Consider the following 23,560-nt stretch of genomic DNA (forward strand, 5'->3'; position numbering starts at 1 on the left):
AATTGTGGCTAGAAAAACAAAAGCACAGTTAAAAAGAGAAAGAGATAGAGAAATCAAGCAATGGATCACAGTTGTGATCCTTTTCGCATTGATGATCATTGGATTAATGAAATCCGGTGTTGTTGGGTTGTTTCTGTTTAATCTGCAAAGATATTTGCTTGGGTTTTTATTCTGGGTCATTCTAGGTTCATTTATTGTTATGATACTGATGAATGTCATGAACCGACATCATGAAAATGATGATGTTAATCCAGTACCGTTTATTCTTGTAGATTGTGCAATCTTATTGATTTGTTCCTATATTTCAACACAGGATACTGGTATTCCAGTATTTATGCAATACATTGTTCATATTGCAGATTACTTTAAAACAAGTGATGCAGTGATTGGTGGAGGCATGATTGGTTCTTTGCTGTATGCCATTTCTTCCATGTTATTTGGAAGAATTGGAGTTATCATTGTAATCATTGTTCTTTTGATCATTTCTATGTTATTAATTGTTTCCTTAGATGTTTATAAGAAAGCTTTCTATACGATTTTTGAATTCTTTAAAACACCAGAAAGAGAAGAAGAAGAGGAAGAAGCTGTTGTTGAACAGCCAGTGGAAGAAACAAAACCTAAAAACCTCTGGATCATGCTGGAAGAACATAAAGAAAAAAAAGCAGCAAAGAAAGCATTGCCTGGCTCGATCAATGTCGATGAAAATGTGGAAAGCAGCGATACAATGGATATTTTGACAGAAGAAAAGAAAGAAGAGCCACATATTACGAAATTGATTAATATTACAGCGGATCGTGATACGGAAGAAATTCCTGTTGTATCCATTCCTGGGAAAACGATTTCTTCTGAAAAATCTGTATTCATTAATGTGGATGATCTGCAGGATTCCTATGAGAATTTTGAACAAGATGAACCGCAGGATGATTTTGAAAAGACAGCTGAGTTGAGCTTTGATGAACCAGAGCATGAAGAAATAAAGAAAAATAACGCTGTAGAAGAGACTGCTGTTGAAGAAGAAGTGGAAGAAGCACAACCACAGGAAACCGCAAAGAAACCTGAAGTGAAGCTTTCTAAAAAGCCATATAAGATTCCAAATGCAAGAATGATTTCTCAAATGCTTGATCCTTTACCTTCTAAGAATGCCAATATGGATAATGAAATTGCCGCAAAAGAGAAGGGTGAGTTATTGATCAATATTCTGCATAACTTTGATATTGAAGCACAGTTGATTGATACACATATTGGTCCATCTGTTACGCAATTTGAAATCAAGCCAGATGCGAGTGTGAAAGTATCTAAGATATTATCTCTTGCGGATAATATCAAAATGGCTCTAGCTGCAAAAGATGTTCGTATTGAGGCACCAATTCCTGGACGAAATGCGGTTGGTATTGAAATTCCGAATGTGAAGAGCACACCAGTTAAATTAAGAGAAATTATCTCAAATGTCAGTGAAAAAGATAAGAAGCAGCCATTGCTGTTCTTTGTTGGGAAAGATCTATTAGGTCAGACAGTAACATGTCGCTTAGATAAAATGCCGCATTTATTGATTGCCGGTGCAACGGGTTCTGGTAAATCTGTATGTATGAATGCAATCATTACATCTCTACTGTTAAGAACAGATCCAGAAGATGTCAAGATGCTGCTTGTGGACCCTAAAAAGGTTGAATTTACACCATATTCAAGAATTCCACATTTAATTGGGCCTGTTATCAATGATCCAAATCAGGCAAACAATGCTTTAAAGGCAATTGTTCAGATCATGGATGAAAGATATAACATATTCGCTTCAGCTGGTGTCAGAAACATTGAAGTATTCAATGAAAAAGTCAGACAGCAGAATGGTGCAAAGAATCCTGATGGATCTCCATGTCCTAAGAAGATGCCTTATATTGTTGTCATTATTGATGAGCTGGCAGATTTGATGGCAGTTGCTGGAAAAGATGTTGAACAGTCCATTCAAAGAATTACACAGCTGGCACGTGCTGCCGGTATTCATTTGATCGTTGCAACACAGCGTCCATCTGTAGATGTTATTACAGGTATTATCAAAGCAAATATTCCTTCTAGAATTGCATTTGCCGTTTCTTCAGGAACGGATTCTAGAACGATTCTGGATCATGCTGGTGCGGAAAGACTGCTTGGTAATGGTGATATGCTGTATATGCCAATTGGTGCAAGTTCTGCAATGCGTACACAAGGTGTATTTGTTACAGATGATGAAGTTCAGAACATAACAAACTATGTATCACAATGGTCACCAATGTATAACGATAAGTTTGTTCTTCTAGAAGGTATCAATGAAGGAAGTGGTATTGGTGGGGTAGCAACAATCAATGATGACCCATTATTTAAGGAAGTCAAAGAATATGTCGTAGAGGCACAGAAAGCATCTACATCTCTTCTACAGAGAAGATTTGGTATTGGGTATAATCGTGCAGCAAGAATGATTGATGCGCTGGAAGAAGCAGGAGTAATTGGCCCTGCACAAGGCTCAAAGCCTAGAGATGTATACTTAAAACCAGAAGATTTAGGTCTAGATCAGGAAGATTTCCAGTAAAGCCTTTACAAGCTAGAAATATGTGTTATATTGTTATTGATAAATTTCAGGGCAGGGCGTAATTCCCGACCGGCGGTAAACTCCGCGAGCCGAAAGGTTGAGCTAGTGAAATTCTGGCAGCGACAGTAAAGTCTGGATGGAAGAGATTTTTATCTTTTGCTTTTATTAAGTATTTAAACCCGGAGTTTATCTTATAAACCCCGGTTTTTTGTTTAGAGGGGTTTTGGAGGTAGACAAAAAATGACAACAGTTTCAAAAACAAAAAGTAGTTTCCTATCAACACGTTACATCGCGGTAACAGCAATCCTTTCTTCATTGGCATTCGTATTACAGTTAATTGAAGTACCTTTACCAATGATCATGCCAATATTCATCAAGTTTGACTTATCTGACTTGCCTGCATTGATTGGTGCATTCTCTATGGGACCTGTATGTGGTGTTCTTGTTGAATTCTTAAAGAATTTACTACACGCAATCTTATCTTCTCATTCTTTTGGTGTAGGTGAACTTTCCAACTTCATCTTAGGTGCAGTATTTGTTGGTATTTCTGGTTTATACTACAAATCCCACAAGACAAAGAAGGGTGCAATTGTTGGTGCATTGATTGGTTCATTTGTAATGGCTGCAGTTTCATTCCCATCTAACTTATATGTTGTATATCCTGTATACTATAACTTCATGCCAAAGGAAACAATTATTCAGGCATATCAGATGATCTTCCCAGCAGTTGACTCTATTGAAAAATGCTTATTGATCTTCAACGTTCCATTTACATTTGTAAAGGGATTGATCAACGTATTAATTACAGTATTTGTATATAAAAAGATTTCTCCAATTATTCATGGAGTAAAGTAGAAAATTCATTTGTTCCCCCAAATGTCTGCTCGTTATGTTATGACGCATAACGAGCTTTTATATGCTATAATTAAGTGAATTTATGGAGTGAAATATGGCTACTTTATCACGTACTAAGAAATATCAGGATTTAAGAAATCGCCTGCAGCAGGATACAAATGCAGATGCATTATCAACAAATGATTTATCAAGATTTCAGAAAAGATTAAATGAGATCGATTCTCAGAATTTTTCATATACAGAAAATGCTTCCAGTGATTCTCATAATGCAGAACACGCAAGAAACTTGAACACACAACCGCAAGAGCAGACGCAGCAACCATTGCGTCGACATCAACAGACACAGGATAAAGATCCATTTGCAAATGTTTCTTTTTCAGCAAATGAAAATAATGATGTTACATTTGATAATGATTATCTGAATCAGTATATTCGTGAAGTGAAACAGTACAATATTGATCAAGGAAATGCTGCAAGTGAGAATACTTCTTTAAATATCTTAAAACAGATTGAAAGAAATAATTCTGCAACACCAGAAAAGCCATATCCTTCTTCAAATTCACACACAGCTGATATTCCATTTCTTTCAAGTCAATCATCATCTAATCGTTATCCACAGGATGTGAAGCAATCACCATCTTCACAAGAAAATTCTCAACCAACACAAGCGATGTCAAAAGAAGATATCATGCAGGAAGTTCAGAATCTTGTGAATGGTACATCATCTTCATACACACAGCCAGAAGAGTCATCTTCTCCATTTGTGAATGATTATGAATCCAAAAATGATTCCTTTATGTCTACAGACACATTTAATCGTCGTTTAGAAGCAGATCGTACAACACGTCAGCAATTGCTCAACGAAACAACACAAATGAGAGCGCAGTTAGATGACTATGAAGATAATCTATCAGAAGTGTCTGACAAGATGAGACAGACAAATCGTATTTTAAATATTGTGTTAGTGATCCTGATTATTGCTTTAGCAATGATCGTAGGTGTTGTTATTTACTGGATCATTACATCAAAGTAGGAGGGTTACAATGAAAATTAATATCGCAATCGATGGACCAAGTGCTGCAGGAAAAAGTACAATTGCCAAATCATTAGCGAAACAATTAAATTATATTCATTTAGATACAGGTGCAATGTATCGTTCAACTGCATATAAGGCAGTTTGCAGTCAGATTTCATTAGAAGATGAAAATGCACTTGTTGAAATGCTGAAGAATACAGATATTACATTGACGCCAGAAGGAAAAGTATTTCTAGATGGTGAAGATGTTTCTTCTTCCATTCGTACAGATCAGATTTCTTTGGCTGCTTCTTCCGTCAGCAGACATCCACTTGTAAGAAGTGAACTCGTTGCTAGACAGCAGAAGATGGCTGAAAAGAAGGGTTTTATCATGGATGGCAGAGATATTGGTACAGTTGTATTAAAAGATGCAGAAGTGAAAATCTTTATGACTGCCAGTGCTGAAGCACGTGCGAAACGTAGATATGAACAAGACAAGAAGCTTGGCTTGCCTACAACAGATGTAGAAACAATTGCTAAGGAAATTGCACAGAGAGATTATCAGGATACACACCGTGCTGCTTCTCCGCTTGTAAAAGCAGAAGATGCGGTTGAAATTGATACAAGTGATATGACAATTGAAGAAGTTGTAAATGCGATATTAGCATTGTGTGAGCCTTATTTAAAGGAGGAACATGCATGAAAACTGGAACAATCGCAATTGTAGGTAGACCAAATGTTGGAAAATCTACATTGTTTAATCGAATTGCTGGAGAAAGACTTTCTATTGTAGAAGATATCCCTGGTGTAACACGAGACCGTATTTATTCTTCTGCAGACTGGACAGGCAATCATTTTCAGATTATTGATACTGGCGGTATTCAATTGGAAGACCAGCCATTCCAGGAAGAAATCCGTGCACAGGTACAGATTGCTATTGAAGAAGCAGATGTTATCTTAATGGTTTGTAATGGAAAGTCTGGCATGAGTGATGATGATCGCTATATTGCAGGACTTTTGCAAAGAAGCAGGAAGCCAATTGTTTTAGCTGTCAATCAAATTGATGATACAACTAAAATGATGAATATCTATGAATTCTATAACTTAGGCATTGGTGATCCAATTGCGGTCAGTGGTGTACATGGAATTGGAGTAGGTGATGTTCTTGAACGTTGCGTTGAATTATTGCCAGAAGATAACAAGAATAAGAGAAAAGAAGGGATTCATATTGCGGTAATTGGTGAGCCTAATGTTGGCAAGTCTTCCATTGTAAATGCAATTTTAAGAGAAGATCGCAGTATTGTTTCCAATATTCAAGGTACAACAAGAGATGCAATCGATACACCATTCAGATGCAATGGAAAACCATATGTCATTGTTGATACTGCAGGGATTCGTAAAAGAGGCAGAGTTTATGAATCTGTTGAAAAGTATTCTGTTTTACGTGCAATGAGTGCCATTGAAAAATGCGACGTTGCTTTATTCTTGATTGATGGTGAAAAGGGTATCCGTGAACAGGATAAGCATGTTGCAGGATATGCCTATGAAGCTGGAAAGCCAATGATCATTGTTGTGAATAAATGGGATGCAGTTGAAAAAGATGAACATACAATGGTTGAATTCGAAGAAAAGATAAGAAATGAATTTGCATATCTTTCTTATGCACCAATCTTATTTGTATCAGCAAAAACAAGACAAAGAGTAGATACGATTATTCCTGAAGTTGACCGTGTCTATGAAAATTCAACACGTCGTGTTCCAACGAATATTTTGAATGAAGTCATTGCGGATTCTCAAATCACTACACCAGCTCCAGCAAGAAATGGAAAGAGATTTAGAATCTACTATACAACACAGGTAGCAATTCAGCCTCCTACATTTGTATTAAGCTGTAATGAACCAAAATTAATGCATTTTACATACCAAAGATTTATTGAAAATACTTTAAGACGTGCATTTGATTTTGAGGGTACACCAATTCATATTATTTCTAGAAAGAAGGTATCTGAATGAAAATTCGTGTATTAGGAACTGGCAGCTGGGGTAGTGCATTAGCACAGACACTTGCTGATAATGGACATGATGTTATCATGTGGGGTATTGATGATGCTGAAATCAATGATATTGAAAATAATCATCACAATACGAAATACTTTGACGTTGAAATGAACCATGATGTTCATGCGACAAAAGATATCACATGTGTAAAAGATGCGGATGTTATTCTTGTAGCTGTTCCATCTGGGGCATTAGATTCTGTTTTAAGACAAGTTACAGATCTTACAGAAAAGAAAACGATTATTATTAATGTAGCAAAAGGTTTCCATCCTGAAACACATCAAAGACTTTCTGAAGTTATCAAGGATCTGGTTCCTGAAGATAAAAGAGAAGCTGTTGTTTCTTTGATTGGGCCATCTCACGCAGAAGAAGTTATCCTTCGTCAATTGACATGCTTAAATGCTGTCAGTGACAATGAAGAAGCTGCTAAAACAGTACAAAAGCTATTCTCTAATGACTATTTCAGAGTATATCGAAATACAGATGTTATTGGTGCAGAAATTGGTGTTGCAATCAAAAATATCATGGCAATTGCTTCTGGTATTCTTGAAGGTATTGGACAGGGAGATAATGCACGTGCAGCTTTAATGACGAGAGGTCTAGCAGAAATGACACGTTATGGTGTTGCACTAGGGGGCAAGAAAGAAACATATCTTGGATTAGATGGTGTTGGTGACCTTATTGTTACCTGTACTTCTATGCATTCAAGAAACTTTACTGCTGGTTTACAGATTGGTAAAGATGGTTCCAGTGAGAAGTTCTGGAAAGAAAACAAGAGAACGGTAGAAGGTGTAGCAGCATGTAAAGTTGTTTATGAAGAAGCACATAAACGCGGTATTGATATGCCAATTACAGATCAGGTCTATGCAATTCTATATGAAGGCAAGTCTCCAGAAGAGTGCATTAAGACATTGATGTCTAGAAGCTTAAAACCAGAAATGTAGAAGAAATTCTACATTTTTTTAATTAGTATAAGAAAAGCATGTATTGCTTTGATACATGCTTTTTTTTCGCTATTCATCAGTATTTGTCTGGTTGAAGTCTTTTGCGGTAACACATTGTGCAGAGGATGTTGTATAACCATTTGTCCACCATCCGCAGACTTTAATCACTCCAGAAGTAAAATCTCCTATATAGCCACCATACATACCATCTTTACTTGTTACGGTCGTCAGGTAATTATCATCATGATATATTTCCGCAATAAAGGTTGGATTTGTTCCATATGCCCATGCGGTTGAAGCTAGACACGCACCTGTTGCAGATTTATTTTCCCATGAATCTGTTAGAGAAATATCTTGTGTACCGGCATAGCAGCCTTTTTTAGCACCCCAGTCAACATACAAGATGTTGTTTGTCCAGCTTGCGGCAAAGTTTGTTTCTTCACCAGTGGAATAAATTGTAGGTGTATTTGATAAACCTGTAGAAGATACAAGAGAAGTAATACTATCTGCAATTCCTGCAATGTGAGGCCATGTACCATTTGCATATGTGACAGTTTCGACATCACCAGGCATTGCAACGCCATCTAAATGTCCACCAGCATCTTCTTCTGCAGCTAATAATTCAAGCTGAATCTTGCCCGGAATATTCATCAATGCTTTCCATGTAGGGAAGTAAGTACCAGCCCATGCGACAGCTTTATCATAACCAACCCAGACTGCATTTGTATATTGAGAAGTAGAAGCAACCATCCACTTATCTTTCATTGCACCTTGAGGAATGCCATACTGTAATCCATCAGAACCCCAGTCTGTTGTACCTGTTTTTGCATATACTGGATATGATCTAGCTAATACCTGCAAGTAGTTATAAATACCACATGTAACGTTATTTTCCATTAACTGATCCGTCAGCCATGCACTGCCGCTGGATAATACTCTACGATTCTGATTCTGTGGATAGTAGATATCACCATCTGTTGTTTCCAGCTTGCGAATTGTGTGTGGTTCATTGTATACACCAAGGTTGATCATAGCAGCATGCGCACCAGCCAGTTCTTCAACTGTTGTTTCAAAGGCATTACCGCCAATTGCATAAGACATATGATAGTTAGCATTGCTTGCACGTGAGAAACCTAAGTTATGCATATAATCTACAACAGAATCACCACCGATTTTAGCAGTGACATGTTCCAATGTCAGAATTGCAGGGATGTTGTAAGAGTTTGCTACAGCATCTTTGATTGTAACTTCACCATGGTATTGACCATTTGCGTTCTGCAGGATTCTACCTTCACCAGGGAATGGGATAGGTTTATCCATTAAAACTTCATCTAAAGAATAACCTAAGTATTCAAAACCTAATGCATAAGAGAGAATAGGTTTTACAGAAGAACCAGGCTGTTTATATTGAGATGTTGCACGGTTCAGCAGTCTAGCACCACCCTGATAGTCTCTACCGCCACCAATACCAACAATTTCACCATTCTGGTTGTTCATAGATACAATTGCCGTCTGCATTAAATCATCTGCATATACAACACTTGTATCTCCTCTTTCAATTGCTTCAATACGTGATTGAATTGTAGGATCCATCGCTGTATAGATATCCATGCCATAGACAACTGGATCTTTCCCTGTCAGTTTCACAGCTTCTTCAATGACAACGTCAACATATTGTGCATAGTCATCATTTTCACTTGTTTCATTTAATTTATCTGCACCTACCAGCTGGTCTTCAACATTGATTGATTTTGCAAGCTTGTATTCTTCATTACTGATATAGCCATGCTGACGCATTAAGTAAAGAACTTCATTTCTTCTTTGTGTAGCATAATCTAGATAATGATAAGGATTATATTTGTTTGGAAGATTGACAATACCCGCAAGTAAAGCAGATTCAGAGAGGCTCATTTCAGAAGCACTCTTTCCAAAATAGTACTTTGCGGCTTTTTCAACACCACGAATACGATCCCCAAAGTTTAACTTATTCATATATAATTCAAAGATTTCTTTTTTATTCAACTGTGTTTCAAGCTGCATGGAAAGAACGATCTGTTGAACTTTATATTCAATCGTAGCTTCTCTTTCTTTCGATTCATCACCCGCATCAATTGAGAAGTAGCTGTTTTTTACAAGCTGCATTGTAAATGTGGATCCACCACCGCCATCTCTATGAAGCAAAAACGTTTCCAGCGCAGCTTTTGTAAAACGAGGAATATCGAAACCATTGTGTTCAAAGAAACGTGAATCTTCAATGGAAAGAAATGCATCGACCAATGAAGTTGGGCATTGATCATATTTGATGTTTTCACGATAGTAAGTACCAATTTCAGTAATCAATGTTCCATTTGTATCATAGATTTTACTAGATTCTTCACTCAACAGATCGCTGACATTTAATTCAGGCATACCTTGCAGTTTACTTAACGCAAACTCTCCACCTGCAAAACCAATGACCATATAGATGATAAGAATGAAAATCAGTAATCCAGTAAAGATCTTCTTTCTTCTGATCTTTCGTATGATTTTTTTTCTCTTTTTCGCACGTGCTACTTGTTCTTTTTCGTGCTTCAGAGTGCCTAGTTTGATTTCAGGCTCATTAGGAGCAGGATTCTCTGTCTTTTTATCTAAATCAGTTTGATCCGTATGGATTTCTTTTTCATTTATTTCTTTATTTTCGTTGTTATCCATGGTTGCTCCTTTCAAAATAATTGCCGTCTAAAATTATATCAAATTTTTAGACGGCTTTGTGTGAATCTTAATGTGTTTGTGCTATTTCTTTCTGAAATATTGGATACAGATTGCTCCTAGACCCGTATGTGCTGCAACAGGGGAACATAATTCAATGACTTCAATTTCTGCTTTTGGAAAACGATCGCTCATTTTACGATACAGTGACTGCGCTTCTGAAATATTATTGACATGTGCAATTGCTACATGCCAGTCATCACCCTGATCGACATGATCAATTTCCATTTGATCCATTGCTTTTTCAAGGGCTTTTCTAAATGTACGAACTTTCTGTAATGTATCAATTCTTCCTGATGTTGCTTTATTGATTTGTAGAACAGGTGCAATTTTTAAAAGTTTTCCTAGCTTTGCGGCAAGAGGTGTCATTCTGCCTCCACGAATCAGCTGATCCAGATTTTCAGGGATGATCAGTGTATTGCAGGAATCAATGACTTCATTTGTGATGAGTTGAATTTCGAGATCATTAACATTTTCTTCATGAGCTTTTTTGATACGTTTGATCAGGTATTCCTGTACAACAGCAGTGACATAACAATCTACAGTAATGATGTTTAAATCTAATGATTTCGCAATTGTAGTCATTGTAGAAATCGTACCAGATAAACCATTACAGATTGGTACCGCAATGATTAAATCAACACCTTGTTTTTTTAAACTTTCAAAACATTCCTGAATGATTCCTGGAGATGGTTGAGATGTCTTGAACACATGCTCTTCTTCAAGAAGGTGAATTAAATCTGATTTAGAGAGATTTTCTAAATCCTGATATGTATTTTTTTCATCAGAAATCTGGAGTGGAACACTGATGATTCCGTCTTTTGCCATTTCCGCAATGGATTTTCCAGTTCCACTATCCGTTACATAAGCAATTTTCATTTTTTTTACCTCATTTTCATTATATTATTTTTTTTTGGAAGTTAAAAGTGTGTGATGTTTCTGCAGGAGCACTGTTTGTAGTACAATATCTACATGTCTGTACATTTATATACAAGAAGTTCATACAGCATATTAACAAGTACGATTCGTATTAAAGAACTTGTACAATATGCAAAAAATCTAGGATATACGTCTGTTGCTTTGACAGATCATAATGTGATGTTTGCTGCAGCGTCTTTTATTGATGCATGCAAGAAAGAGGGCATACATCCAATTGTCGGTATGGAAGTGGATTGCATGTATCATGATATGATCGTTCCATTTGTTTTACTGTGTAAAGATAATAAAGGCTATCAGCAATTAATGGTATTATCTTCATTCTTGAATGAAAAAGAGAAAACATGTTCATTAGAGCAGTTGCAAAGCATGCTTCCACATTGTCATTTGATTGCTTTTTCTGAAGGTGGGTTTATTGACAGTGAAATGATCAAAGATGATGGAGAAGGCATCAGAGAAAAACTGAAGATTATGAAAAATGATCTGCAGGATTTTGATATTGCACTTTCTTATCAGGAAGCTTCTTTATGGAAAAATAGAAATGCAAAGCTCAAAAGGATTGCACAGAGTCTGCATATTCCAACAGTTGCCATCAATAAAATCTATTACTTAAGAAAAGAAGATTCCAAGGCACATCGTATTCTTAGAGGAATGCTTGAGAAAAAAACGATTCAGGATGCCTCTTTAACAGAAATCACTGGCAGATATTTTCTGACTAAACAAGAAATGGAAGCTTTATATGATATAGATGATTTACAAAGAACGGATGAAATCGCACGTTTATGTAAAGCAGATTATTGTCTGGAAAAAACAACACTGCCTGAATATCCAATCAAAAATAATGTGGATGCATATACCTATCTTGTAGAATTATGCAAAGTAGGTTTAAAGAAGCGTTTGCATGGACAATACAAGAAAGAATATGTGGATCGTCTGCAGTATGAATTATCTGTGATTCACAAAATGCATTTTGAAAACTATTTCTTGATTGTGTATGACTTTATCTGTCAGGCAAGAAAGAATGATATCAATATTGGACCGGGAAGAGGCAGTGCAGCAGGAAGTCTGGTTGCCTATTGCTTAGGCATTACGATGATTGATCCTTTGCAGTATGGACTGCTTTTTGAAAGATTTTTGAATCCAGAAAGAATCTCAATGCCTGATATTGATACTGATATTCCTGATAACAAAAGAAAAGATGTCATTGATTATGTGTATCAGAAATATGGCAGAGATCATGTCTGCAATATCATTACATTTGGTACGCTTGGACCTAGACTTGTAATCCGTGAAGCTGCCAAGGTTTTAGGCATGTTTGAAAGAGATGTGGATATGATCACAAAACTGATTCCAAATACACCAAAAATGACACTTGAAAAAGCATATGCTTCTTCAGCGCATCTAAGAACTTTAATTGCCAGTGAAAAGAAGTTTCAGAATCTATTTGAAATGAGCCAGAAAATTGAAGGATTACCGCATCATTTCAGTGTACATGCTGCAGGTGTTATCATGTGCAAAGATAATATCAATGCCATTGTTCCAACAATCTGTTTTGATCATGAAATGAAAACAAGCCAGTATTCTATGGAATATCTAGAAGAAAGAGGCTTGATCAAGATGGATTTTCTTGGTCTTAGAAACTTGTCTGTCATTCACGAAATCGTTCAGAAAGTCATTCAGCAATATCCATCTTTTCAACTGTCCAGTATTCCATTAGATGATGCAAAGACGTATTCTATGTTTGTAAATGCGAATACATTAGGTGTATTCCAGTTTGAAAGTGAAGGAATAAAAAATTTACTGCGTCAAATCAAACCACAGAACTTGAATGAAATTGCGGATGCAATGGCATTGTATCGACCAGGACCAATGGATAACATTTCTCTTTACCTGAAGAATAAAAATAATCCATCGTCTATTCCTTATTTAAACGATGCGGTACGTTCTTGTCTCAAGGAAACGTATGGCATCATGATCTATCAGGAACAGATCATGAAGATTGCACAGACCGTAGCATCTTTTTCACTTGGAAAAGCAGATATTTTAAGAAAAGCCATTTCCAAAAAGAAAGAAGATGAAATGAAGCGTCTGAAAAAAGATTTTCTTTCTGGTGCAGTGAAGAATGGATATTCTTTAGAAGATGCAGAAAAACTGTTTAATGATATTGAGAAGTTTGCGGGGTATGGATTTAACAAGTCTCATGCCATTGCATATTCTTTGATTGCGTATCAGATGGCATATTTGAAGGCAAACTATGCATATATTTTCTATATTTCTGTATTGAATAATGTTATTTCCGATTCTTATAAAACATCTTTGTATATTGATGAATGCAGAAGAAGAGGAATTTCTGTCTATTATCCATCTATTAATGAAAGTGAAATTGATTACCAAAGAAAAGAGAAGGGAATCCTGTTACCTTTATCTGTTGTCAAAGCCATTGGTACAAAAACAGCCAGTGAAATTGTCAATGAAAGAAAAAATAATGGGCTATACACAGATATCTATGATTTTGTAGCGAGAGTTCGCTTACATAATGTCAATCAAAGTCAGATGGAATCTCTTATTGATGCTGGTGCATGTGACTGTCTAAATGAAACAAGAACAACATTGAAAGCAGTACTTCCACAAGCTATATCTTATGCTGGTATTATTACGATCACAAAAGATGGCAGACAAACACTAAATCCAGATCTTGTCAGCAAACAAGTCTATACAAGAAAAAGTGACAATGAAGAAATTCGCCAGCAGTACGAAAGAAATGCATTAGGATTTACATTGTCCAGAGCATTTATTATTCAATTCAGAGAAAAGAATAATATTCATGTTCCTTCCATTGCATCTCTTTTAAGCAGCTCTGGTAAAATCGTTGGATTTGCACAAATCAAGGAAGCGAGAAAACATCGAACAAAAAAAGGAACAATGATGGCTTTTCTGAAACTTGCTGATGAGACAGGAGAAATGCGAATGATGGTCATGCCAAGACAGTATGAAATGTATTCTTCTTCTTTAATGCAAGGCGTGTATATATTATTTCATGCTAAAATACAGATGGATGGATCCGTAATCTGTGATTCAATCCAATTCTTTAAAACTACGTAGGAGGTAAACATATGAAAATTTTAATTGTGGATGATGAAGCAAATATTCGTGAAGTTGTCAGAGAATATTGTGAATTATCAGGATATGATGCAGATGAAGCACAGGATGGTGTAGAAGCAATTGAAAAAGTTAAAACAACACATTATGACTGTGTCATCTTAGATGTTATGATGCCTACGCTAGATGGTTTTTCAGCTTGTAAAGAAATTAAAAAGATACAGGACGTACCAATTATTATGTTAAGTGCCAGATGTGAAGAGTATGATAAGCTCTATGCATTTGATCTAGGGATTGATGATTATGTCATTAAACCATTTTCACCAAAGGAATTAATGGCAAGAGTTAAAGTTGTTCTTGAAAGGGGTTCTCATCGTGAGAAGAATACGTTGAGCTATGAAGGTCTTGTTGTTGACTTGCTGGGTAGAACAGTAAGTGTAGATGGAGAAAGAGTTACCTTGACACCAAAAGAAATAGATTTGTTGATTTATCTAATGAACAATAAGAATATTGCTTTATCTCGTCAGCAGCTTCTAGAAGAAGTATGGAATTATGATTATTTTGGAGATGATAGAACCGTAGATACGCATATTAAAATGCTGAGACATAATATTGGTGCATATCGTGATCATATCGTTACAGTGAGAGGAATGGGGTATAAATTTGAAGCTTGATCGCAATGGGATCCGTTTTCGATTCTGGCTTGTATTCTTCTTGCTGGCAGTAGGAATAACTTTATTTATTGGAGCTTTACAGATTGGCTTTATTCGACCATACTATCGTGACAGTAAGATCCGTTCTATGAATACAGTTGCGGATGAAATTACAGAGAACATTATTTTAAACACAACAGATGCATCCATTGCACATGCTTTACGTACGACAGTTGATAATGATGTCTGTGTACAGATTTATAACAGCGATGGAGAACAGGTATATGCAGCGGATTCTCTTGGATCTGGCTGTCTTTTAAATACGACTGGTTTTCATAGTGATGAAGTGATTGCATCATTAAATGAAACACAGAAAGAAGCATCTTATTTTCAGACAAATCAATCAACAAACCAGGAAATGATTGTATTTTCCAGGCTTGTTCATGCATCCTTGTCAAATTACTACATGATTGTAAATGCACCACTAGAACCAGTAGATTCTGTTGTTTCCTTCTTTTCGCAGCAATATTTGTTTTATACATTGATTGCTATTATTGTTGCTTCTTTTGTTGCGTTATATATTTCCAGCAAAATTACACAGCCAATTGTTAAAATGAAAAAAGAAGCACAGAAATTAGCAAATGCTGATTATTCTGTATCATTTACAGGTGGCTCCTTTACGGAAACAAAAGAACTGGCCAATACATTGAATGACACAAAAGACAAGCTTGAAAAAATTGATGAATTGCGAAGAGATCTGATTGCAAATGTATCTCATGATATTCGTACGCCTTTAACAGATATTCGAGCTTATGCAGAAATGATCCGTGATATTTCAGGTGATAATCCAGAAAAAAGAAATAAACACTTAGAAGTCATTATTCATGAAACGGAATATATGTCACGATTGATCAATGATATGAGTGAATTAAGCAAGATGCAAAGTGGCAATGAAGAAGTACATCGTGAGAATGTTGATCTTGTTGAAGTTATATATGAAGTCGTACAGATCAATCAGTCATTGCTGAAAAATGCAGATTTAAAGATTGAAATTGATGTTCCTGACGATTTAACGGTATACTTTGATCGTGTTAAAATGGCACAGATTGTTTCGAACTATTTAACAAATGCAATCAAATTTACACCCGCAGGAAAAACAATCAGAATCCATGCATATATGAAAGATGATGAAGAAACGGTCCGCTTTGAAGTTACAGATGAAGGAAAAGGAATCACAGAAGAAGATCTTCCATATATCTGGGATCGTTATCAAAAAAGTTCTAAAACATTTCGTAGAAATATGTCATCTACAGGACTCGGCTTGTCAATTGTAAAAGCAATTGCGGAAGCCTATGGTGCAAAGGTTGGTGTTGATACTGAAGTAGGCAAGGGTTCTACATTCTATTTTGAGATTCGAGAAACACATGAAGCTTGATTATTTAAAAGGAACAAATTACACACTTTATCAGCCTGAAGATATGTATCACTTCAATGCAGATACAGAATTATTAGGCAGGTTTATGGATGTACATAGAAAAGACAGTGTACTGGATGTTGGCTGTAACAACGGTGCGCTTCTTTACTATGCAAAACAAAAGAATGCTTTGAAACTGACAGGAATTGATTTGTTTGAAAATGTCATAGAAAATGCAAAAGAGAATTTTATTAGAAATGAAGTAAATGCAGATTTGTATGTATGTCCATTACAGGAATTTATGCACGCTCCATTTGATCTGATTGTATGTAATCCTCCGTATTTCAATACAAAAAATGATGCTTTAAAGAATGAAAATGAAAGAATCAAAGCTGCAAGGCACGAAGAATTTCTTTGTTTAGAAGACTTGATGAAACATGTGAAGAGATTGTTAAAAGATAACGGAAGATTTGATATGGTGTATCGACCAGATCGTATGAAAGATGTGATTGCAATTGGAATGCAGTATGGGTTGTATCCAAAACGATTAAAGATTGCCTATGCTTCTAAAAATAAACAAGCAAAATCAATTCTTCTAGAGTTTGTAAAAAACAAGAATATTCTTCTGGATATTGAAGCACCGGCATTTTTAAATGATCGTGATTCATTTGGGTGGAAGGGAGTACAGAAATGATGACTCTATGTGTAACTGTATTGTTTATCATTACATTTTCTGTCTTTCTGCTTAGTATTTTTGTGCTTGTTCGTTTTCATGAACAGCCAAGTGATGAAACAATTATGATTGCTTCTCAGCCTTTAGAAATGAATCAGATGAATTATCAAACGATTTACTCAAGATTCTGTGATCGTTTAAAACTCAACTATCCTGAACTTCCATTACTGTTTGATGATATTTCTATTGATGAATCGATTGTATTGCATTTTAAGGGACTTTCTCGCTATAAAGAGGCAGTCGTCTATGTCTTTTTACATGAAGAAGCAAAAGACTGTTTCTTATCAACACTTCAGCAATTCTGCGAAGATGCCGCAACGCCAAAATATGGAATTGTTGCAGCTTTTCCTTACAACAATACATCTCTTGATCAAATCATGAAAAGACTGGAAGAAAAGCATATTCCTGTTGCTTTTGTTGTGAAAGATGAATCCAGCTTATGCAGCTTTCCACATATGGAAGGTAATTCTGCTTTGCTATTTACGGGAAGAAAACCGTATGCATGTTTTTCTTTTGAAAATGACAATCATGATTATGACTGGATCCAGGATCTTTCAAAGCAGAAACTATTTCATTCTGTATATACGAAAGATGCATATCATACAGTTCTTTCCATGCAGGATGTACTTTCAAAAGATACATGTCTATTAGCAAAGATGTATCCTTTGTTTTCAAATGTGGTGAAAGAAGAAATCATGGAGTTATATCCAGAAGTAAAACAGCTATTTCTCGCTGTGATTGATAAACAGGGAAATCGATTTGTATTATATACACCAGATGTGCCTTCATTAGAAAAAGGAATTGCTTCTTTACAGGAATATGCAAAAAATAAAAAGATTCACTTGAAATTACTGTATCAGGATACAGATACATATCAATTAGATACAGAAAGCAAAGATTATCAATCAATTGTTTCCTGTATGAAAGAAACGTTAAATGTTGAACGTGTGCTTCCAGTGCTTTTAGAAAATGAAGAAAACTATCACTGTTCAATACCTGTCATTGGTGTATCTCCATTATTTCAAAATACTGTTTTATCTTCATTAGAAGCATCTCGATTCTATTATCGTTTCTTGCTTCTGAAATAATTGCTTACAAGAATGTTTTTTGTGAATATGTAAAAAATAGTAGCAATCGCTACTATTTTCGTTAGTGTTTTCTTTCTTCAATGAGTTTATTGATTTCCTCAATCAAAGCATCTTTGATTTCATTCTGTGGAACTCTACGAATGACTTCACCTTTTCTGAACAGCAGTCCAGAATCATATCCACCTGCAACGCCAATATCCGCTCTGCCAGCTTCCTGGATGCCATTGACTGGACACCCCATGATTGCAACAGTAATATCTTCATGCACTGTTTCCAGGTATTCTTCTATTTCCTTGACAAGTGGAAGCATGTCATACTGAATTCTTCCGCATGTTGGACAGGCAACTAGATCTGGTACATTCTGTGTTAAATGGAAAGCTTTGAGAAGTTTCTTTCCAATAATCAATTCGTCTTTTGGAGGTGCAGATACAGATACACGAATCGTATCTCCAATACCTTCATGTAATAATGTACCTAAAGCTGCAGAAGATTTTACTGCACTTTCTGTAAATCCACCTGCTTCTGTAACGCCTAAATGAAGAGGGTATGGATAATGCTGACTTGCTTTTTCATATACATCGATTGTCAGTTCAACATCGCTGCTCTTGAAAGATAAAACAATGTCATGGAAATCGAGCTCTTCCAGTATTTTGACGTGACGGTCACAAGAAGCAATCATTGCTTCTGCACAAAGTCCACCATATTGTTCAAGAAATTGTTTTTCCAAAGAACCGCCATTGATACCAATACGGATTGGAATGTGCTTTTCTTTGCACTTTTTCACAACTTCTTCTGTATGTTCTCTAGAACCAATGTTTCCAGGGTTAATACGAATTGCATCAACACCACCATCTGCCGCAATTAATGCAAGACGATGATTGAAGTGAATATCTGCAACAAGAGGGATGTGAATGCCTTTTTTAATATCTGGAATAGCACGTGCATCCTCTTCATCTAATACAGCGATACGAATTAATTCGCATCCATTTTCTTCTAATTCTAAAATCTGTTGAATTGTTTCTTCAACATTTTTGGCAGGAACATTTGTCATGGATTGAAGAATGCATTTATTTTGTCCGCCAATTTGTAAATTTCCTACATACACAGGACGTGTTTCATTACGTTTCATAGGATACCTCCATTAGTATTATACAGCTGTAAAGAAAATAGTTCGACAAAGCTTCTGATTTTTTGCTAGACAAACTGATAGAATAACGCTATGATATCTTCCGTTAGAGAGTTAATTTTACTTGGAAAACAGTATTGTTTATGATATACTTCTCTAGCAAAAAAGTCAGGAGGAATAAACAATGCCAAGAGACAATATTACATTTAAATGTAGTGAATGTGGTGAAGAAAACTACATTGGTACAAGAAACAAGCGTAAGCATGCTGAAAAGATGGAAATCAAGAAGTACTGCCCACGTTGTAACAAAATGACTCTGCATAAGGAGAAGAAATAAGTCTTTTTGACTTATTTTTTTAATATCTATGAAGTTAGATACATTACCAATTGGTTTATATGGTGAAAATATTTATGTGCTTCATGAAAATGGTCATGTTTTGATCATTGATCCTGGAAAGAATGCCAAAGAGATTGCTAAATGTATTTCTAAAGATGAAATTGTTGATGGAATCATTTTGACTCATGGACATGAAGATCATACACAGGCAACAGATGATCTTGTGGATATATATTCATGTGAAGTATATATGGATCTTGCTGACTATGATCTTGTAGATCCTGGATATGCAGGCACTCATGGATTTGATGCACCGGTATATACACCAGTCAAACCATTGCTGAAAGATATGCAGATTGGCTCATTTCATGTAGAAGTAACAAAAACACCAGGTCATACAAAGGGCAGCTGCGTGGTTCGCTATCGCAATCTTTTATTTACAGGAGATACTTTATTTGCGGGAAGTATTGGAAGAACAGATCTATATGGTGGAAATGAAACGGAGATGATGCAGTCCTTAATGAAATTTATGGATATGCCGCATGATCTGATTGTTTTACCAGGACATGGACCTCGTTCTACAATCAAACAGGAACTTGCGACAAACATGTATCTGCAGTGTGTAAAGAAGATGGTGAATGTATGAAAAAAAGCATTCTTGTTTTAGCATGTGCATGTCTTTTAGGATGTGCTTCAAAGCAGCCATCTTTACCAAGTGAAACGTCAAAGGAAATTACAACACCAATCTCAAAGACGGATTTTTCAGAAACCGAAGCAGAAAATGTATTCAATATGGCAGTTCGAAATCACTGCCGTGTTACAAAACAGGTATGTACGGTAGGAAAAGTTGTTGTTCAGAATAATACAATCTATGGTACATATACATATACAGAAAATGATCAGGACTATACAGTCAGTGGTACATTAGAAAATGTCAGTGTTTCTAAAAACGATTCCTCTATTGTGACAATTGGAAAGAAATTATTTTCTACAGGTATTATCAAACAGAAAGAAGATACATCTTCATCTGAAAAAGAGGAAACAACAAATGACAAACATTTTGATTTGCCACTAGAAGCAGATGAAAGTAAAAATGGTGAAGTTGTCTTTGAAGATGATGTATATAAAATCCGTTTAATGAATCTGCAGACGGGGGCAATGAATTTCAATGGAACATTTGATGGAACAGGATATTTTAAACTGTATGCTTTAACTTTGGATCAAAGTAATACAACGATGATTGCTGAACTTGAAGGCAGTGGAGAATACAACGAGACAACATCTTTAGATGCTGGATGGTACTACATTGTTGTTGAAAGAGTTAATGGAACATATACGATGAATTGGGCAGGATAATAAGTCTTGCCTGATTTTTTTGAAAAATTTTTATAGAAATCTCTTTGAAAAGGTGGTATAGTGTTTGCAAGTGAAAGCACTTACAAATTAAGGAGAGTTAAAAACATGGCAGACAAGAAAATCGTATTATTTTGTGCAGCAGGAATGTCCACATCTTTATTAGTTAATAAGATGAAGCAGGCAGCTGCAAAGGCTGGTAAAGATTATGATATCGCAGCATACAGCTTAAATGAAGAAGAAAAGCATGCACCAGATGCAGACGTTGTTCTTCTCGGACCTCAGGTTCGTTATGCTTTAGCTAAGTTACAGGCTAAGTATCCAGGAAAGCCTGTTGAAGGTATCGATATGAGAATGTATGGTATGATGGATGGCGAAGGCGTTATCGGTTATGCTAGAAAACTCATGAACGATTAATCACAAAATAACAGAATCACATTAGACTATGACAACTTGTATTTGTTATAGTCTTTTTTTTGGAATTCCTCAAATTTATGTGAATAAAGTATTGAGGAGTTTTTTTATGGAACAAAGATTGATAGAAATATTAAAGATTGCATTAGAGTATCAAGTCAGTGATATTCATTTTGATATTACTAATGGGAAGAAAGAGAAAATGAATATTGAAATGCGCATTGATGGGCAAATGAAACAGCTGATACCGAAAGAAGATGATATTCGTCTGTTTTATTATTTAATGTATCGTGCAAATTTAGATGTATCCAATACTTTTCAGCCGCAGACAGGATCTTTTCATGAAAGAGTTCTTCAACAGGATCTTTCATTGCGGTTTTCGATTGTATCAAGTTATTACATGCGTTCTGGTGTATTGCGTATTTTAAATTCTAAGAATCAATTGTGCATTCAAGATTTATGTTTTGATCCTTCAACAACAATGTATTTAACAAATGTCATGAACCAGAAGAATGGGCTGTATTTGTTTTCTGGACCTACAGGGAGTGGGAAAACGACAACGCTATATACATTGTTAAATGCAGTACAGAATAAAAAAATCTTTACATTAGAAGATCCTGTTGAAGTTGTGAATGAGAAATATGTACAGATACAGATCAACGAAAAACAACATATGTCATATGCCGATGGCATTAAACAGTTAATGCGTCATGATCCAGATATCATTATGATTGGTGAAATACGTGATGAAACTGCCGCAAAAATGGCAGTTCGATGTGCATTAACAGGACACCTTGTTGTCAGTACGATTCATTCCTTTTCATGTGTTTCAACAATATTAAGAATGCTGGATCTAGGAGTTGAAAAGTATCAGTTGAAAGATGTATTGAAAGGAATCAGTTCACAAAGACTCTTTGAAAAAGCAAATGGGGAAAAAACAGGAATTTATGAATATATGAATGAAAAAGAAATCACATATTATTTTGAGAAAGGAGATGTCAGTGATGCATTTATTCCATTATCAAAGCAAATTGAACAAGCACTCTTTCAAAATGAAATTACATATGAACAAGCCAAGGAATATATTGCGTAAAGAAGATTGTGAAGCCATTGCAAAACTTCTAGATAGTGGTTTTTCTATCAAAGATGCACTTATTGTATTGAAAGAAAAAGAAAATGAGAAAGCATTTGACGAAATCATGAATCGATTAAATGATGGAGAAAGCTTACATGCATTTTTTTATCTGTACTGTCCAAAAAGCTATGTTGTTTTATTTGAAAGCATGAGTCAATGTATGCCGTTTCTAGATAGCTTATTGACATGCATTGAAATGCATCGGGCAATCGAAAAGAGTCAAAAACAAATCATTGATGGAATGTTATATCCAAGTCTTCTGTTTTTAGGAATGATCGTTGGAATGTATTTATTTAATGCATTGATTTTACCAAATATGATTACGTTACTGATGGGATTTCAAGTGGAAACAGATCACTTGCTGGTGATGCATGAAGCAATCCAGTGGATTGCAGAATTTCTTCTTTGGGGAACTGTATTGCTTTTTCTAATTGTTATGACTGCTTTAGAAAAGAAACATATTGTCAATACATACTGCTTTGTCGCAAAAAGATTTCCAGACAGTATTCTTGTACATTCTGTGTCTGCAATGTTTGCACGCTTTTTCCTGGAATGTTTAAAAAGAAATGTCTCTACACAAAATACATTACATATATTATCTCAAGTAAAACAGCAGCCATGTGTTTCTTATATCGCAAAAGAAATCGATGAACATTTAATGCGAGGAGAAACATTGATAGAAGCCATCCAGAAAACACATATTGAAAAAGCTTTGCTTCGATTTTTGAAGATTGCGGTGTTTTCTAGCAGCAGTGAAGAAATGCTGGAAGGATATTTACATATGGTAGAAATACGCAAACAGCAGGCAATCAAACGATACAGTACATATATTCAACTCATTTCTTATTCAATGATTGCGATTGTTTTGATTTTTGTATATCAGATATTAATGATGCCAATGACAATGCTGCAGAATTTATAAAAGAAATTTTTGGAACTGATTGAATTTTTGTGAATATGTATATTGAGGAACATTCTCAAGGAGCTTCCTGTAACATGTAAATGAGGAAGTGGAAAGGAAGAATGAAATAAAAAAGTACCAGTCGTAAAATTGAATCTGCTGATCTTGAGCGGTTAGCTGAAACAATAATA

Annotated in this window: 20 protein-coding genes and 1 riboswitch; of the genes, 17 read left to right on the plus strand and 3 right to left on the minus strand. The window is 35.5% G+C overall.

Annotated elements, in window-relative coordinates; genetic code table 11:
- Positions 1 to 4: 4 nt before the first annotated feature.
- The 6 genes from ACTND6_RS04890 to ACTND6_RS04915 all read left to right on the plus strand — a co-directional run bounded on the left by ACTND6_RS04890 (position 5) and on the right by ACTND6_RS04915 (position 7,432).
- Positions 5 to 2,560, plus strand: a complete 2,556-nt coding sequence (locus tag ACTND6_RS04890; protein WP_441022461.1) for a DNA translocase FtsK — start codon at positions 5 to 7, stop codon at positions 2,558 to 2,560.
- Positions 2,561 to 2,598: 38 nt separating this feature from the next.
- Positions 2,599 to 2,712, plus strand: a riboswitch (FMN riboswitch).
- 88 nt (positions 2,713 to 2,800) lie between these two features.
- Positions 2,801 to 3,415, plus strand: coding sequence for an ECF transporter S component (locus ACTND6_RS04895; RefSeq protein ID WP_441022463.1), 615 nt, complete (start codon positions 2,801 to 2,803; stop codon positions 3,413 to 3,415).
- A 94-nt stretch (positions 3,416 to 3,509) separates the two neighbouring features.
- Positions 3,510 to 4,448 (plus strand): hypothetical protein, encoded by a 939-nt coding sequence (locus tag ACTND6_RS04900; RefSeq protein ID WP_441022465.1) that lies wholly within the window; start codon positions 3,510 to 3,512, stop codon positions 4,446 to 4,448.
- Between the two features lie 10 nt (positions 4,449 to 4,458).
- Entirely contained in the window at positions 4,459 to 5,133 is a 675-nt protein-coding gene (gene cmk / locus ACTND6_RS04905; RefSeq protein WP_441022467.1) for a (d)CMP kinase, read from the plus strand.
- Positions 5,130 to 6,443: a ribosome biogenesis GTPase Der gene (gene der, locus ACTND6_RS04910; protein ID WP_441022469.1), complete on the plus strand. Its 1,314-nt coding sequence runs from the start codon at positions 5,130 to 5,132 to the stop codon at positions 6,441 to 6,443. Before cmk ends, der begins: the two co-directional genes overlap by 4 nt.
- Positions 6,440 to 7,432 (plus strand): NAD(P)H-dependent glycerol-3-phosphate dehydrogenase, encoded by a 993-nt coding sequence (locus ACTND6_RS04915; protein ID WP_178175521.1) that lies wholly within the window; start codon positions 6,440 to 6,442, stop codon positions 7,430 to 7,432. Before der ends, ACTND6_RS04915 begins: the two co-directional genes overlap by 4 nt.
- A 69-nt stretch (positions 7,433 to 7,501) precedes the next feature.
- Here ACTND6_RS04915 and ACTND6_RS04920 read toward each other — a convergent pair whose 3' ends face one another.
- Both ACTND6_RS04920 and ACTND6_RS04925 read right to left on the minus strand, forming a co-directional pair.
- A complete protein-coding gene (locus ACTND6_RS04920) occupies positions 7,502 to 10,123 on the minus strand; it encodes a transglycosylase domain-containing protein (protein WP_441022472.1) in 2,622 nt (873 codons plus the stop codon).
- A gap of 81 nt (positions 10,124 to 10,204) precedes the next feature.
- Positions 10,205 to 11,059 (minus strand): DegV family protein, encoded by an 855-nt coding sequence (locus ACTND6_RS04925; RefSeq protein WP_441022474.1) that lies wholly within the window; start codon positions 11,057 to 11,059, stop codon positions 10,205 to 10,207.
- A gap of 93 nt (positions 11,060 to 11,152) precedes the next feature.
- On the opposite strand from ACTND6_RS04925, the gene ACTND6_RS04930 reads away from it, so the two are divergent.
- Genes ACTND6_RS04930 through ACTND6_RS04950 form a run of 5 tightly spaced genes read left to right on the plus strand, consistent with a single transcriptional unit; the run spans position 11,153 to position 18,103 of the window.
- On the plus strand, positions 11,153 to 14,218 hold the full coding sequence (locus ACTND6_RS04930; protein ID WP_441022476.1) for a DNA polymerase III subunit alpha: 3,066 nt from the start codon (positions 11,153 to 11,155) through the stop codon (positions 14,216 to 14,218).
- A gap of 11 nt (positions 14,219 to 14,229) precedes the next feature.
- Complete coding sequence (locus tag ACTND6_RS04935; protein ID WP_178175525.1) at positions 14,230 to 14,889, plus strand: response regulator; 660 nt, start codon at positions 14,230 to 14,232, stop codon at positions 14,887 to 14,889.
- Positions 14,879 to 16,303 carry a sensor histidine kinase gene (locus ACTND6_RS04940; protein ID WP_441022479.1) on the plus strand — a complete coding sequence of 475 codons (1,425 nt, stop codon included), beginning with the start codon at positions 14,879 to 14,881 and terminating at the stop codon, positions 16,301 to 16,303. Before ACTND6_RS04935 ends, ACTND6_RS04940 begins: the two co-directional genes overlap by 11 nt.
- Positions 16,293 to 16,976: a tRNA1(Val) (adenine(37)-N6)-methyltransferase gene (locus tag ACTND6_RS04945; protein ID WP_441022481.1), complete on the plus strand. Its 684-nt coding sequence runs from the start codon at positions 16,293 to 16,295 to the stop codon at positions 16,974 to 16,976. Before ACTND6_RS04940 ends, ACTND6_RS04945 begins: the two co-directional genes overlap by 11 nt.
- Positions 16,973 to 18,103, plus strand: coding sequence for a hypothetical protein (locus ACTND6_RS04950; RefSeq protein ID WP_441022483.1), 1,131 nt, complete (start codon positions 16,973 to 16,975; stop codon positions 18,101 to 18,103). The genes ACTND6_RS04945 and ACTND6_RS04950 overlap by 4 nt, the downstream gene beginning before the upstream one ends.
- A gap of 61 nt (positions 18,104 to 18,164) precedes the next feature.
- On the opposite strand, the gene ispG is transcribed toward ACTND6_RS04950, so the two are convergent.
- Positions 18,165 to 19,232: a flavodoxin-dependent (E)-4-hydroxy-3-methylbut-2-enyl-diphosphate synthase gene (gene ispG / locus ACTND6_RS04955; RefSeq protein ID WP_178175529.1), complete on the minus strand. Its 1,068-nt coding sequence runs from the start codon at positions 19,230 to 19,232 to the stop codon at positions 18,165 to 18,167.
- Between the two features lie 181 nt (positions 19,233 to 19,413).
- On the opposite strand from ispG, the gene rpmG reads away from it, so the two are divergent.
- From rpmG to ACTND6_RS04985, 6 genes are all read left to right on the plus strand, one after another.
- Positions 19,414 to 19,566 carry a 50S ribosomal protein L33 gene (rpmG, locus tag ACTND6_RS04960; RefSeq protein ID WP_178175530.1) on the plus strand — a complete coding sequence of 51 codons (153 nt, stop codon included), beginning with the start codon at positions 19,414 to 19,416 and terminating at the stop codon, positions 19,564 to 19,566.
- 28 nt (positions 19,567 to 19,594) lie between these two features.
- Positions 19,595 to 20,212: an MBL fold metallo-hydrolase gene (locus ACTND6_RS04965; protein ID WP_441022486.1), complete on the plus strand. Its 618-nt coding sequence runs from the start codon at positions 19,595 to 19,597 to the stop codon at positions 20,210 to 20,212.
- Positions 20,209 to 20,922, plus strand: a complete 714-nt coding sequence (locus ACTND6_RS04970; protein WP_441022488.1) for a hypothetical protein — start codon at positions 20,209 to 20,211, stop codon at positions 20,920 to 20,922. The genes ACTND6_RS04965 and ACTND6_RS04970 overlap by 4 nt, the downstream gene beginning before the upstream one ends.
- A gap of 105 nt (positions 20,923 to 21,027) precedes the next feature.
- Positions 21,028 to 21,336, plus strand: coding sequence for a PTS sugar transporter subunit IIB (locus tag ACTND6_RS04975; protein ID WP_178175533.1), 309 nt, complete (start codon positions 21,028 to 21,030; stop codon positions 21,334 to 21,336).
- 106 nt (positions 21,337 to 21,442) lie between these two features.
- Positions 21,443 to 22,426: an ATPase, T2SS/T4P/T4SS family gene (locus ACTND6_RS04980; RefSeq protein ID WP_178175534.1), complete on the plus strand. Its 984-nt coding sequence runs from the start codon at positions 21,443 to 21,445 to the stop codon at positions 22,424 to 22,426.
- Positions 22,398 to 23,390 (plus strand): type II secretion system F family protein, encoded by a 993-nt coding sequence (locus ACTND6_RS04985; RefSeq protein WP_441022490.1) that lies wholly within the window; start codon positions 22,398 to 22,400, stop codon positions 23,388 to 23,390. Before ACTND6_RS04980 ends, ACTND6_RS04985 begins: the two co-directional genes overlap by 29 nt.
- The last annotated feature ends 170 nt before the right edge of the window (positions 23,391 to 23,560 follow it).

The organism is Bulleidia sp. HCP3S3_C9, assembly GCF_052064035.1.
Lineage (GTDB): Bacteria > Bacillota_I > Bacilli_A > Erysipelotrichales > Erysipelotrichaceae > Bulleidia.

Bases quoted from the DNA above. Each gene is read 5' to 3' on its own strand.
- ACTND6_RS04985 (WP_441022490.1), top strand. From the start codon at position 22,398: ATGAACAAGCCAAGGAATATATTGCGTAAAGAAGATTGTGAAGCCATT.
- ACTND6_RS04950 (WP_441022483.1), top strand. From the start codon at position 16,973: ATGATGACTCTATGTGTAACTGTATTGTTTATCATTACATTTTCTGTC.
- ACTND6_RS04895 (WP_441022463.1), top strand. From the start codon at position 2,801: ATGACAACAGTTTCAAAAACAAAAAGTAGTTTCCTATCAACACGTTAC.
- ACTND6_RS04980 (WP_178175534.1), top strand. From the start codon at position 21,443: ATGGAACAAAGATTGATAGAAATATTAAAGATTGCATTAGAGTATCAA.
- ACTND6_RS04930 (WP_441022476.1), top strand. From the start codon at position 11,153: ATGTCTGTACATTTATATACAAGAAGTTCATACAGCATATTAACAAGT.
- rpmG (WP_178175530.1), top strand. From the start codon at position 19,414: ATGCCAAGAGACAATATTACATTTAAATGTAGTGAATGTGGTGAAGAA.
- ACTND6_RS04975 (WP_178175533.1), top strand. From the start codon at position 21,028: ATGGCAGACAAGAAAATCGTATTATTTTGTGCAGCAGGAATGTCCACA.
- ACTND6_RS04965 (WP_441022486.1), top strand. From the start codon at position 19,595: ATGAAGTTAGATACATTACCAATTGGTTTATATGGTGAAAATATTTAT.
- ACTND6_RS04900 (WP_441022465.1), top strand. From the start codon at position 3,510: ATGGCTACTTTATCACGTACTAAGAAATATCAGGATTTAAGAAATCGC.
- ACTND6_RS04920 (WP_441022472.1), bottom strand. From the start codon at position 10,123: ATGGATAACAACGAAAATAAAGAAATAAATGAAAAAGAAATCCATACG.
- ACTND6_RS04970 (WP_441022488.1), top strand. From the start codon at position 20,209: ATGAAAAAAAGCATTCTTGTTTTAGCATGTGCATGTCTTTTAGGATGT.
- ACTND6_RS04925 (WP_441022474.1), bottom strand. From the start codon at position 11,059: ATGAAAATTGCTTATGTAACGGATAGTGGAACTGGAAAATCCATTGCG.
- ACTND6_RS04915 (WP_178175521.1), top strand. From the start codon at position 6,440: ATGAAAATTCGTGTATTAGGAACTGGCAGCTGGGGTAGTGCATTAGCA.
- ispG (WP_178175529.1), bottom strand. From the start codon at position 19,232: ATGAAACGTAATGAAACACGTCCTGTGTATGTAGGAAATTTACAAATT.
- der (WP_441022469.1), top strand. From the start codon at position 5,130: ATGAAAACTGGAACAATCGCAATTGTAGGTAGACCAAATGTTGGAAAA.
- ACTND6_RS04945 (WP_441022481.1), top strand. From the start codon at position 16,293: ATGAAGCTTGATTATTTAAAAGGAACAAATTACACACTTTATCAGCCT.
- ACTND6_RS04935 (WP_178175525.1), top strand. From the start codon at position 14,230: ATGAAAATTTTAATTGTGGATGATGAAGCAAATATTCGTGAAGTTGTC.
- cmk (WP_441022467.1), top strand. From the start codon at position 4,459: ATGAAAATTAATATCGCAATCGATGGACCAAGTGCTGCAGGAAAAAGT.